Raw genomic sequence first — 11,856 nt, 5'->3', positions numbered from 1 at the left:
GCCCGCTATCTTGTCAGGGATTTGCCACCTTATGTTTGAGAACGAAAACCTACTCGCTTGGGCCGTCTATGCCGTTGCTGCGCTAGGTTGCTTATTGGTTTGGTTCCGTTTAACCAGTTGGATGTGGCGTTACGTGCGCGAGCCTTTGCGGGTTCTGGTTGCGGTCTTGTTGTTCAGCCCGACCATTGTTGACCCGGGCAAAGAGCTGTTTGCTCCAGCGATTGCGGTTAGCGCCCTGGATATCTTGTTCAAAGTCGGCAATAACCTCTGGCGCGCAGTCGCGGACCTGGCCCTCTACGGCATGATTGCCTTTGCCGCCTACCTGATTTTTGTGGCGATTCGCTGGCCAATCGAACGCTGGTGGAAAGAGCGTCGCCAAGCCAAGCTTGAGCCGCAAGAGGAGCAAGATCCACGCACCTTGCGTGAAATTATGGATGATGGTGATGCCGAGCCCAGCTACGCACAGCACGATCGTCACGGCATGCGTGTAGAACCACGACTCTAGCCCTGCCCACGCCGCCTGTTAATTGCAGGCGGGTCTCCAAGGCATCAGCTGACAGGTTTGCACCTTTTAGCGTGCCTATAGGAAACCTGAGCATAAACCTAGCTGCAAAAACTCTCGCGGCATGCAGATGGCGGGCGACTGACGGGTATCGCCTGGGCTAATCTTGTGCAAACGCGCTTTGCGCCATGGCGAGCCTCTAAATAGAGTGTCCATGTTATTACAGCGGTTGGAGAAAACAGGATGTGTGAACTGTTGGGCATGAGTGCCAACGTGCCGACTGATATTGTTTTTAGCTTTACCGGGCTGATGCAGCGCGGTGGCAGCACCGGCCCGCACCGGGATGGTTGGGGGATCGGTTTTTATGAAGGGCGCGGCCTGCGCTTGTTTCAAGACCCCAGTGCCAGCTATGAGTCGGAAGTGGCGAAGCTGGTGCAGCGTTATCCGATCAAGAGCGAAGTGGTGATCGGACATATTCGCCAAGCCAATGTTGGCCGGGTTTGCCTGGCCAATACTCACCCCTTCGTACGCGAAATGTGGGGCCGTAGCTGGTGTTTTGCCCACAACGGCCAATTGGCGGATTTCGCTCCTGAGCTGGGCTTCTATCAGCCCATTGGCGATACGGACAGTGAGGCGGCCTTTTGCGATTTGCTCAACCGGCTACGCACTGAGTTTTCCTGTGCGGTTGATGTAGAGAAAATGTTACCGACTCTGGTTCAGGCCTGTGCCGCCTACCGCCGCAAGGGGGTCTTCAATTGCCTGCTCAGTAATGGCGATTGGCTATTTAGCTTTTGTTCAAGCAAGCTAGCGCATATTACCCGTCGTGCACCTTTCGGGCCGGCACAGCTGACGGATGCTGATGTGCAGGTTGATTTTCAGTCAGAAACCACGCCTGATGACATAGTCACAGTGCTGGCCACCGCGCCGCTGACCAATAACGAGAGCTGGAATCTCTACCAGCCAGGTGAGTGGCGTCTATGGCGTGCCGGGGAATGTATCGCACAAGGTATGGCGGATTAACCAAGAATAAAGGGGAGGGGGCGGATGTTTAAAAGCTATCTACGCTTGGCGCTGTTTGCTTTGGGCTTGCTGGTCGGGGTGCAAGTACCGGGCTATATCGACGATTACAGCAAGCGTGTTGATGCGCACCTGCAGGAGTCGGAGCAGAGCTTGCAAGGCTTTCGAGACACCGCCAAACGCTTCTTCAAGGGCGATATGGTTGCCTTGGTGGCGCATTATCAGGCCAGTGATGATCCGGTGATGCAAAGCGATGCCAAGAGCGTCAATACTCTGGTAATGCGCTCAGACTGGCTTAACGCTGAATCCAAAGCCATGCATGGTCCTTGGTATCAGCAGGTTTGGCATCTGGCTACCGCTGCCGATTCAGAATTGCTCAGGGAAACCTACGCTGCTTACAGCTTCCAAGTGTTGCTGGTGCCTGAGGCGATTGCCTGGGGGATTATCTGCGCCTTGCTGCTGGCCTTGCTGGTCGAGTTGTTGCTGGTGACTCTACTACAGCTGCTTGGCGGTGGTCAGGATCGCCGCGTGCGTGACCGCCACTGGCGTTAAATTGAGGTAATGCCGCAGGGCAAGCCTGCGGCATTTGCTTATTTCGACAGCAGTTTCATGCCGTCTTCAAGCCCTTGCAAGGTCAAGGGAAACATCTTGTCCTCGACCAGTTCACGAATGATGTTGGTCGATGCGGTGTAGCCCCAGGTGTCTTTCGGGTAGGGGTTGATCCAGATGAGTTTCTTGTATTTCTCCATGAATCGCTTGATCCACAGATAACCCGGCTCTTCGTTCCAGTGTTCGACACTGCCGCCAGCCTGGGTGATTTCATAGGGCGCCATGGCCGCATCCCCGACAAATACCACTTTGTAGTCAGCGCCATACTTGTGCAGCAAGTCTTGGGTGGAGAAGCGCTCGGAGGTGCGGCGCAGGTTGTTCTTCCACACCGACTCATAGACGCAGTTGTGAAAGTAGAAGTATTCCATGTGCTTGAACTCGGTCTTGCACGCGGAAAACAGCTCTTCACAGACTTTGACGTGGGCGTCCATCGAGCCGCCAATGTCGAACAGAATCAGCAGTTTGACCGTATTGCGTCGCTCTGGGCGCATGCGAATATTGAGCAGGCCTGCGTCCTTGGCGGTATGGTCGATGGTGCCGTCGAGATCCAGCTCATCTTCCGCACCCTGGCGAGCAAACTTGCGCAGGCGGCGCAATGCTACCTTGATGTTGCGCGTGCCCAGCTCAACCTGATCATCAAGGTTTTTATAGTCGCGCTGATCCCACACCTTAACCGCTTTGCCCTGGCGCTTTCCGGCGTCACCAACACGAATCCCTTCTGGGTTGAAGCCACCCGAGCCGAATGGACTGGTGCCGCCTGTGCCTATCCATTTATTACCGCCAGCGTGGCGCTCTTTTTGCTCTTCGAGGCGCTTTTTAAACTCTTCGATGAGTTTGTCCAGGCCGCCGAGGGATTCGATCCTGGCGCGTTCCTCTTCACTCAGCGAACGCTCGAACTCCTTGCGCAGCCATTCATCCGGGATCAAGGCTTCAATATGCTGACTGAGGTTTTCCAGGCCATTGAAATAGGCGCCGAAGGCGCGGTCGAACTTGTCGAAATGGCGCTCGTCCTTAACCAGAATAGTGCGGGCGAGGTAATAGAACTCGTCCATGTCAGCGAACACCACGTTGTGCTTCAACGCGTTGATCAGGTCGAGCAGCTCACGCACCGAGACCGGCACCTTGGCTGCACGCATTTCATTGAATAGGTTAAGCAGCATGGCTGCACCCTCGTGTGTTGGTTCTGGCCGGGCTGCATCCCGGCCTGGCGCGTGAGCCATTGACCGAGCGGGGAAGTCTGTCCGGTTGAAATGTCACAATCGACAGTTAACGACCGGCGCGGCGACTCATAAATGCCAGGCGTTCGAGCAGCTGAACATCCTGCTCGTTCTTGACCAAGGCTCCGGCCAGCGGCGGAATCGCCTTGGTTGGGTCGCGCTCACGCAAGACCGCTTCGCCAATGTTGTCGGCCATCAGCAGCTTGAGCCAATCAACCAATTCAGAGGTCGAAGGTTTCTTCTTCAGGCCCGGCACTTTGCGCACGTCGAAGAATACGTCGAGGGCCTCGCTGACCAGGTCTTTCTTGATGGTCGGATAATGCACATCAACGATGCGCTGCAAGGTGTCGCGATCGGGGAAGGCGATGTAATGGAAAAAGCAGCGGCGCAAGAAGGCGTCCGGCAGTTCTTTCTCGTTGTTCGAGGTGATGATGATAATCGGGCGCTGGACCGCCTTGATGGTTTCATCCGTCTCGTAAACGTAGAACTCCATCTTGTCGAGTTCTTGCAGCAAGTCGTTAGGAAACTCGATGTCGGCTTTGTCGATTTCATCGATCAGCAGGATGACTCGTTCCTCTGACTCAAATGCTTCCCAGAGCTTGCCCTTCTTGATGTAGTTGCGCACATCGTGAACTTTGTCGGAGTCGAGTTGCGAGTCACGCAGGCGGCTAACCGCGTCGTATTCATACAGGCCTTGATGAGCTTTGGTCGTCGACTTGATGTGCCAGGTGATCAGGCGCGCACCAAAGGACTCGGCCAGTTGTTCAGCCAGCATGGTTTTGCCGGTGCCGGGCTCGCCCTTTACCAGCAGCGGGCGTTCCAAGGTAATGGCAGCGTTAACCGCAAGCTTGAGATCGTCGGTTGCGACGTATGACTGAGTGCCTTCGAACTTCATGCTAAATCCTCACACCGGTACGCCCGGGTAATCGCCGCGGGTCAATGGGTTAAAGCTCAACTATACCGTGCCGGTTGTGGGCTGTGAACGAATACGGGGTATTCAGTCACTGAATGGCGAGTCAGCTTGTAAACGTTCCCTGGAGCGGGTCATTGCTGGCTTGAGTCAAACCTATTACTGAACGCCTTGACGAAGGCGTTGCGCAGAATCGATTTGAAAGCTTGCCAGTTGCTGACGTCATAGGCATTGAGGTCGCCGGCAATTTCGATGCGTGTGGCGAATTGGTCCTTGCTATGGTTTTTCAACAGCCAGCCGCCGCTGCCAACCAGAGCTTCCCAGATGCCGCTGAAAACGTTTTTATCCTCGGCGACGACATCTTGTTGCCAGTCAAAGATTTCCATGTCGCGCAGCAATGGCTTGGCATAGCCGTCGACCTTGCCTTTACGCGCTTCAAGCTCCATGACGAAATCGCCATTGCCCTTGGCAAAATCAAAGTCGGCGTAAGTGCGGGTGAAGCTATTGAGTTGTTTAAGCTCAATATCAGTGGTGCGCAGCTTGAGATCAAAGTCATCCAGCTCGCCCAGGGGATTAAGTTTGGCGCTGGTCTGCAATGGCGCATTGCCAAAGATTTTTCCGGTTGCCTGGAAGCTGGCGGGCAATAACTCTTTGCTGTTGTTGGTGTTGCTTAGATTCAGCAGCGTTGCATTCAACTGCGTGGCTTTTATATCCACCGGTGGTTTTGAGTTGAAGTTGCGAAAGGCCAAGGTGCCTTGGTTGACCCTGACTTCGTTGAGGGTGATGGGCAGGAATGCCTTGAGTTGCTGGCGCCAGTCAACCCCTTCACCGGTTTGCGAGGCTGCGGCGTTGCCACCATCAACAAAGGTCAGTTTGGGCTGCTCGAAGACCACGCTCGCGACCACTGCATGGTCGTGCCACAACGCACTCCAGCTCACTGACAGATCAATCGAGGGGGCCTCCAGCAGCGGCACTGGAACCTTACCGTTGACCTTGCTGATATTCAGTTGGTTAATGCGGTATGCGCCGCGCCACAGCGCGAGGTCGACATCGGTGATGTGCCCGCGATAATCACCCATGTCGGCGAGCTGCTCATTGAGGTAATCACGAACCAATGACGGCAGCATGATATGCAGCACCACCAACAGGCAGGCGAGGCTGATCAGGGTCCACAAAGGTATAGCGAAACGTTTTCTCATAATTAAACTGACTCGCTAAATAACAATTGGTTTCCATTCCGTAAGTTCAAGCGTCACATGACTACTGGACTGTCAGCAACATGCGTCATAGGCTAATCAGCTAACTCCGAACAAGGATCCCATCATGAGCCGCATCTTCGCAGACAACGCACAAGCCATCGGCAATACACCGCTGGTGATGATTAATCGTCTGGGCCCGAAAGGGGTGACCATTCTCGCCAAGATCGAAGGGCGCAACCCTGCCTACTCAGTCAAATGTCGGATTGGCGCCAACATGGTCTGGGATGCGGAAGCACGCGGTGTGCTCAAGCCTGGCATGACCATTGTTGAACCGACTTCCGGTAACACCGGCATTGGCCTGGCGTTTGTGGCGGCGGCGCGGGGCTACAAGCTGCTGCTGACCATGCCAGCCTCCATGAGCCTTGAGCGACGCAAGGTGCTTAAGGCCCTAGGCGCCGAGTTGGTCTTGACGGAGCCGGCCAAAGGCATGAAAGGCGCAATCGAAAAAGCCACCGAAATTGCCCAGTCGGACAGCAGCAAATACTTTATGCCGCAACAGTTCGAGAACCCGGCAAACCCAGATATTCACGAGAAGACCACAGGTCCGGAAATTTGGAATGACACAGATGGCGCGATTGATGTGCTGGTCTCTGGGGTCGGCACCGGCGGCACCATTACCGGGGTTTCGCGCTACATCAAGAAGACCCAGGGCAAGCCGATCCTTTCGGTGGCGGTCGAGCCTACCAGCTCCCCGGTTATCAGCCAGACCATTGCGGGTGACGAGGTCAAGCCGAGCCCGCACAAGATCCAAGGCATAGGCGCAGGTTTCGTGCCGAAAAACTTAGATCTGGACATGGTTGATCGGGTTGAGCAAGTGAGTGATGACGACTCAAAAGCAGTGGCGCTGCGCCTGATGCGCGAAGAGGGCATTCTTTGCGGTATTTCCTGTGGCGCGGCCATGGCCGTGGCATTGAGAATCGCCAATGAGCCAAACATGCAAGGCAAGACGATCGTGGTAATCCTGCCGGACTCTGGCGAGCGTTATCTGTCGAGCATGTTATTCAGCGACATGTTCAGCGAGCAGGAAATGGTCCAGTAATTCTTCACGGGTATTGGCGATAAAACCCCGCACAGCGCGAGCCTTGCGGGGTTTTTTATTCACAGCAGATTGTAAAGCTATTGGGCAGTCTTTTCGGTCACCAACGGTGCTGCAGGCGCTGCAATCGGCGTCTTTACCGCAGTCGGCCTGACCACCAGCCACAACGCCAGGGCAATCGCCGCGCCGCCATAGACATAGGCCCAGGACAACGGCTCATCGAGCAGCAGCCAGCCCCAAAGCACGCCGAACACCGGGATCAAAAAGGTTGTGGTTGATGCCTGAACTGGGCCGATATCGCTGATCAAACGGAAATACAGCACATAGGCGAACGCCGTGCAGATAAAGCCGAGCCCAGCCAGGGACAGCCATTCACTGGCGCCACCCCAGGAGACAGGCGGCTGCACGATCAGGGAGCCGATAAACAGTGGAGTCAGGAACAAGCTGGCACCGACCAGGCTGCTAAAGGCGGTCAGGCGATTGTCGAGTCCGCCTTGCTGACCAATCCACTTGCGGGTCAGGAAACCGGCAAAGCCGTAGCAGGTGGTTGCCACCAGGCAGGCTGCCGCGCCGAGCAGCATGTGCAGGTCGACGCTGACGGGGCCAGTCTGAGTAAAGAGCCAGACCCCAAATAAACCCAGGGCGACACCCACAGCCTTGCTGGTGGTCAGGGCCTCACTGAAAAACAGCATGCCGATGAGCACGCCCATAAGCGGGGTCATCGCATTGAAGATCGAAGAGTAACCGGCAGGCAATACCAAAGCGGCCAGGCAATACATCGCCGAAGGCAGTCCAGCATTGATAATACCGAGCACCAGGCATTGCTTGAGTTTGCCGCGAAAATCCCAGTCGACCCGCATGACCAGCAGGATCACCAGTAAGCCCAGGGCGCCAAGTGTGGCGCGGAAGAAGGCGGTCGGCATGCTGCCAAGCACAGGGGCGACAATACGCATAAACATGAAACTGGCGCCCCAGATGGCGGCAAGCAACAGCAGTCGGCTTAGGTCTGTCAGGCGCACGGTGAAACTCCAGATCAGGCAAGGCGCCTAGTGTTTCCATCTACAGGCGCGATAGCAATCCGAAAATTGCTTTTGAATTATTTTTATCTGCCTTGCGCGGTCCCGATCAACGCATAAAACCACCGAGCACGATTGGCAGTTCGGCGGTTTTCATGGGGCTTAAACGTGCTCAGGAGCCGAATTGCACTGCCCCAGTCAGCAAGGCAAACGTCAGCATTAATAGACTGACACTCCAGGCCCAGAAGAAGGTGTAGGTGATGTGCTTGCGCAACTCCACGCCTGCCAGCGCAAGGGCGAGGTAGACGCTCGGCACAACCGGGCTGATTGCAAAGCCGGTGTTTTCACCAATCAGCATGGCGCGCGCGACCGACTCCAAGGGCACACCAGCGGCCACGGCGACGTCACGAATGACCGGCAGCAAGGCAAAGTAATAGGCGTCCGGCGAGAAAATCATGCCCAGCGGGACACCGAACATACCAACCAGTACATGCAGGTATTGGGCTGATCCGTGGGGCAGGATGTCGATAATCGACAGCGCCATGGCATCAGACATCTTGGCCCCCGACAATACGCCAAGCAGCACGGCGGCCGCCATCATCACCAGTGACATTTGCAGGGCGTCTGCAGCGTGCGCCTTGATGCGCTCGGTCTGCAGGTTTATATCCGGGAAATTCAGCGGCAATGCGATGCCAAGACCCACCATAAAGCATGCGTAGAGCGGGAATGTGCCGGTAAACAAACAGGCCAGGATGGCAGCGGTGAGCGCGACGTTGCACCAGTAGCGCAGGGTGCGCGGTGACAGGCCATATTCTCGCGACTCGGGCTGCCCCAGGCTGGGGTCGAAAGTCGCAGCGGCGCCGAGGGACTTGGGTGCGGTGCGTTGGGCGCGCAGGCCGAGCCAGGCGGCAATCAGTAACATCAAGCCCAAGCCAAGCAGTTGCACCGGGATCAGGCCCAGCCATAGCTCAGTGGCATCCAGCCCTGTGGTGGCAGCCGCACGGGCGGTGGTGCCACCCCAGGGCACCATATTGATGACCCCGGCTGTGGTACCCACCAGCATCAATAGCAGGTTGGGGCTCATGTTCAAGCGCTTGTAGAGGGGCAGCAACGCCGGGATGACCAGCAGGAAGGTCGCGGCGCCGACACCATCAAGGTGTACCGATGCGGTGATCAGTACCGTGGCCATCGCCACAGCCAGCGGCTTGCCGCCGGTGCGTCGAATCAGAAAGTTAACCAGCGGATCGAACAGCCCCCGGTCGCGCATGATGCCAAAATACAAAATGGCGAATAAAAATAGTGCGGCAGTCGGGGCCACGGTTATCAGGCCGCTTTTGATAAAGCCCCCGGTTTCGCCCGGTGTAAAACCGGCCAGCAGGCAGATAGCGACAGGAATGGTAGTGAATGCTACTACCGGACTCATCTTGCGCAGCAGTATCAACGAGATGATGCCAAGCATCATCACAAAGCCCAGGGTTGTGATCATTATGTTCAACCTCAATCATTATTTTTATTGTTCAACACACCGCGCAGTTCAGCGCGGCGACTGTCATCTCTTGCGTTCAGTCTGGCGCCGGTAATTGCATGGCCAAAAGCAGGTAGCTCAGGCTTTTACCGTGGCGGTCGAGCCCAGGGCTGCGGGTTACGCCGCCTTCCAATGCGCCTTCCAAAACGAAGTTAAGGGCCTGCAGTGAGTCGATTTCATAGCGTTTGATGGACGCCGGGCGTCGCCCCGAAAACTGCTCGGCCACTCGCTCTGGGGTTAACTCACGCTTGAGCCATTGATAGTGTTCGGGGTTCAGGGGGAACACGGCGACGCACAGAATGTTGCCTTTATCGCCCGCCCGCGCATGGGCATAGTCGGCCAGGGTAATGGTTGTATTCATCAGTACCACTCCAGTCGGGTTTGCACAGCACTGCGCGGGATCATAAAGTCGCGGGTGGTGATGGATTCACTGAGATGTCTACGCACGCCGCCGCCGCCGGCAGGGCCGTTGGTGTAGAGCGATTCAACCTCGGCTTGGAGTTGTTCAATCAACTGGCGATTCTCATCAACGATGCCGACACGAACCAGGACATCTTCCACAGCGGGGGAGCGGGCCAGGCGCTTGTCCAGGTAGTCGCCGTGCTGGTCATTGAACAAACTGGCAACGCCAACCAGATCAATCCAGGGGTTCAGCGTCGGACCTAACTGCGCGAAACGTTGCCGCAAGATGTCCCGGGCCAGGCTGGCGCGTTCAACTGCGCCGGGGCCAGCGTAGCTAATGGACGCTTCGCCAAACCAGAGGCCGCGCCCGCCCGCCAAGCCCTTGAGCCTGTCTGGTCGCGGATGGCCTTGAATACCTGCAACCCTGACTCGGTTTTCACCGATCTGTTCAACACTGACCTGGCCAAGGTCGAGTATTACGTCTGGCGTCAGGTAGCGGCGTGGGTCGTGAATTTCGTAAAGCAATTGCTCTTTGACCGTGCGCTCATTGACGCACCCGCTGCTGCCGTCGACCTTGGTCACGACCAGCTCGCCTGTGCTGTTGATCTCAATGATCGGGCAATCAAGGTTGGCGGGGTCAGGCACATCTTTGATTCCGGGGTGAGCAAAATAGCCGCCGGTCACCTGGGTGCAGCATTCCAACAAGTGCCCTGCGGTGGTGGCGATCGCCATTTTTGTCCAGTCATCAAAGGCCCAGCCCAGCCCATGGCGAATTGGACCGACCGCCAATGAGGGATCGGACACTCTGCCACAGAGCACGATATTGGCACCTTGCTCCAATGCCTGGGTAATACCGTCGGCACCGGTATAGACGTTTACCGACACCAACTCGCCGGGCAGCTCGGAGGTCGCAAGCCATTGCTGGAAATGTGCTTGGCCCAGTTCAAGCAGGTCGTCGCCCAGCACGCAGGCGATTTTCAGGTCTGCGTGGCGCCCGGCCAGTTTGTTGCGCAGCTTCAGTGCTGCCGCCTTGGGGTTAGCCGCACCACCATTGGTGACGATGGGAATGCCCGACTCGATGCAGATATCGAGAATAGGGTCGAGAAAGTCAAACAGGCGGGAAGCGTAACCGCTGTTGGCATCCAGCTGTTTGCGCAGCTGGGCTTCGGCAAGGGTGCGCTCGGCAAGCAGCTCAAGCATCAAATAGCGTTTTCCAGAGCGCTTGGCCAGGCTTCGTGCCAGGCGCAGGGTAGCGTCCGGGCGATCACTGGCAAAACCTGCTCCGCAACCGATGTGAATTGTATTTGTCATGGTAAAGCTCGGTATGAGTGCCCGAGCAATAGTGGCGTCAATTGATATTTCTGTGAATTTTAATTATAAGAACAACTATTCAATAAAATTTTATAGAACCGCCGTGGACATCAACTTTCGTCAATTGCGGGCGTTTACCCTGGTCGCGCAAACCCTGAGTTTCACCCGGACTTCAGAGCTTTTGCATTTGTCGCCACCGGCACTGAGCTACAGCATCCGCCGGTTGGAGGAGGCGCTAGGGTTGAAACTACTGGCGCGCAACACTCGCAGCGTAGAGTTGACCCCCGCCGGTGAGCATTTTTTACCGCAGGCGCAACAATTGTTACGGGTGATGGGCGATGCAGTCAGCGATGCGCAGGAGCTGTTGAACCTGGACAGCGGCACATTGCGCTTGGCGGCCTTGCCGACAGCCGCTGCATCATTCCTGCCGGGGGCGATTGCTGCCTATAGCCGGGATCATCCGGGGGTGCAGGTGTCCTTGCTTGATGGCCGAGCCGGGGAGGTCAGGGACTGGGTACTGGCGGGCGAGGTCGATGTGGGTATTACCTCGCTGCCTGAAGACATGCTCGGTCTTGAGTTCAAGCACTTGGTCAACGACAACCTGGTGTTGCTGGTGCGCGATGAGGACGGCGACCTCGAAAGCTGGAAGAGCAAGCCCTATATCGCCCTGACAGCCGACACCAGTATTCGTCCATTGGCGGACATGACGTTGCTTAGTTTGGGCGTAAATGCTCATCCGGCCTGGCAAGTCGCGCACATGAGCACTGCCGCAGCCATGGTTCGCGAGGGGCTGGGCTTTTCGTTACTGCCGGCAAGCTGCTCATCCTTTTTGCATGTTGGCGAAGCCTTGCTGGTGCTGCCTGTGGCGCAACCGGTTCAGCGCTCTTTGGGGCTATTGCAACGCAAGCCGGTCAGGCAAACCCCGGCGCTGCAAATGTTTGTGCAGTATCTTGAGCGTCGCTTGAGCCAGGCATTTGTCTAGCCATACGGCAATGGCGGCTGGAGCGGCTTTGATCTACTTGCCAGCTCGGTTGTGCTTTCGCTGGAGCTGG

Annotated in this window: 12 protein-coding genes; 5 read left to right on the top strand and 7 right to left on the bottom strand. The window is 56.5% G+C overall.

The window, feature by feature from the left end; genetic code table 11:
* The first annotated feature begins 31 nt into the window (after positions 1-31).
* From AACY26_RS08035 to AACY26_RS08025, 3 genes are all read left to right on the top strand, one after another.
* Complete coding sequence (locus AACY26_RS08035; protein ID WP_339512755.1) at positions 32-505, top strand: MFS transporter; 474 nt, start codon at positions 32-34, stop codon at positions 503-505.
* A gap of 240 nt (positions 506-745) precedes the next feature.
* Positions 746-1,522, top strand: a complete 777-nt coding sequence (locus tag AACY26_RS08030; protein ID WP_339512753.1) for a class II glutamine amidotransferase — start codon at positions 746-748, stop codon at positions 1,520-1,522.
* 24 nt (positions 1,523-1,546) lie between these two features.
* Positions 1,547-2,071, top strand: coding sequence for a DUF2937 family protein (locus AACY26_RS08025; protein WP_339512751.1), 525 nt, complete (start codon positions 1,547-1,549; stop codon positions 2,069-2,071).
* A 38-nt stretch (positions 2,072-2,109) separates the two neighbouring features.
* On the opposite strand, the gene AACY26_RS08020 is transcribed toward AACY26_RS08025, so the two are convergent.
* From AACY26_RS08020 to AACY26_RS08010, 3 genes are all read right to left on the bottom strand, one after another.
* Positions 2,110-3,288, bottom strand: coding sequence for a vWA domain-containing protein (locus AACY26_RS08020; RefSeq protein WP_339512750.1), 1,179 nt, complete (start codon positions 3,286-3,288; stop codon positions 2,110-2,112).
* Between the two features lie 106 nt (positions 3,289-3,394).
* The gene (locus AACY26_RS08015; RefSeq protein ID WP_339512748.1) at positions 3,395-4,240 is read right to left on the bottom strand and encodes an AAA family ATPase; all 846 of its coding nucleotides are present in this window, start codon (positions 4,238-4,240) and stop codon (positions 3,395-3,397) included.
* Positions 4,241-4,389: 149 nt separating this feature from the next.
* Positions 4,390-5,454, bottom strand: coding sequence for a DUF748 domain-containing protein (locus tag AACY26_RS08010; RefSeq protein WP_339512746.1), 1,065 nt, complete (start codon positions 5,452-5,454; stop codon positions 4,390-4,392).
* 124 nt (positions 5,455-5,578) lie between these two features.
* Here AACY26_RS08010 and cysK point away from each other — a divergent pair, with 124 nt between their 5' ends.
* Positions 5,579-6,553, top strand: a complete 975-nt coding sequence (gene cysK, locus AACY26_RS08005; protein WP_339512744.1) for a cysteine synthase A — start codon at positions 5,579-5,581, stop codon at positions 6,551-6,553.
* A 77-nt stretch (positions 6,554-6,630) separates the two neighbouring features.
* Here cysK and AACY26_RS08000 read toward each other — a convergent pair whose 3' ends face one another.
* The 4 genes from AACY26_RS08000 to AACY26_RS07985 form a co-directional block, all read right to left on the bottom strand.
* Positions 6,631-7,569 (bottom strand): DMT family transporter, encoded by a 939-nt coding sequence (locus AACY26_RS08000; protein ID WP_339512742.1) that lies wholly within the window; start codon positions 7,567-7,569, stop codon positions 6,631-6,633.
* A 169-nt stretch (positions 7,570-7,738) separates the two neighbouring features.
* Positions 7,739-9,052, bottom strand: a complete 1,314-nt coding sequence (locus AACY26_RS07995; protein ID WP_339512740.1) for a CitMHS family transporter — start codon at positions 9,050-9,052, stop codon at positions 7,739-7,741.
* 76 nt (positions 9,053-9,128) lie between these two features.
* The gene (locus tag AACY26_RS07990) at positions 9,129-9,452 is read right to left on the bottom strand and encodes an AtuA-related protein (RefSeq protein WP_339512738.1); all 324 of its coding nucleotides are present in this window, start codon (positions 9,450-9,452) and stop codon (positions 9,129-9,131) included.
* Positions 9,452-10,804 (bottom strand): acyclic terpene utilization AtuA family protein, encoded by a 1,353-nt coding sequence (locus AACY26_RS07985; protein WP_339512736.1) that lies wholly within the window; start codon positions 10,802-10,804, stop codon positions 9,452-9,454. The genes AACY26_RS07990 and AACY26_RS07985 overlap by 1 nt, the downstream gene beginning before the upstream one ends.
* Positions 10,805-10,907: 103 nt before the next feature.
* Here AACY26_RS07985 and AACY26_RS07980 point away from each other — a divergent pair, with 103 nt between their 5' ends.
* A complete protein-coding gene (locus tag AACY26_RS07980; protein ID WP_339512734.1) occupies positions 10,908-11,786 on the top strand; it encodes a LysR family transcriptional regulator in 879 nt (292 codons plus the stop codon).
* Positions 11,787-11,856: the final 70 nt, after the last annotated feature.

Source organism: Pseudomonas sp. RL_15y_Pfl2_60 (assembly GCF_963970595.1).
In the GTDB taxonomy this organism is placed as follows: Bacteria; Pseudomonadota; Gammaproteobacteria; order Pseudomonadales; family Pseudomonadaceae; genus Aquipseudomonas.
The sequence above is the reverse complement of the archived record's forward strand: the minus strand, read 5'-3'. Positions and strand labels throughout refer to the sequence as shown.

Bases quoted from the DNA above. Each gene is read 5' to 3' on its own strand.
- AACY26_RS07995 (WP_339512740.1), bottom strand. From the start codon at position 9,052: ATGATCACAACCCTGGGCTTTGTGATGATGCTTGGCATCATCTCGTTG.
- AACY26_RS08010 (WP_339512746.1), bottom strand. From the start codon at position 5,454: ATGAGAAAACGTTTCGCTATACCTTTGTGGACCCTGATCAGCCTCGCC.
- AACY26_RS07985 (WP_339512736.1), bottom strand. From the start codon at position 10,804: ATGACAAATACAATTCACATCGGTTGCGGAGCAGGTTTTGCCAGTGAT.
- AACY26_RS08035 (WP_339512755.1), top strand. From the start codon at position 32: ATGTTTGAGAACGAAAACCTACTCGCTTGGGCCGTCTATGCCGTTGCT.
- AACY26_RS07990 (WP_339512738.1), bottom strand. From the start codon at position 9,452: ATGAATACAACCATTACCCTGGCCGACTATGCCCATGCGCGGGCGGGC.
- AACY26_RS08030 (WP_339512753.1), top strand. From the start codon at position 746: ATGTGTGAACTGTTGGGCATGAGTGCCAACGTGCCGACTGATATTGTT.
- AACY26_RS08015 (WP_339512748.1), bottom strand. From the start codon at position 4,240: ATGAAGTTCGAAGGCACTCAGTCATACGTCGCAACCGACGATCTCAAG.
- cysK (WP_339512744.1), top strand. From the start codon at position 5,579: ATGAGCCGCATCTTCGCAGACAACGCACAAGCCATCGGCAATACACCG.
- AACY26_RS08020 (WP_339512750.1), bottom strand. From the start codon at position 3,288: ATGCTGCTTAACCTATTCAATGAAATGCGTGCAGCCAAGGTGCCGGTC.
- AACY26_RS08025 (WP_339512751.1), top strand. From the start codon at position 1,547: ATGTTTAAAAGCTATCTACGCTTGGCGCTGTTTGCTTTGGGCTTGCTG.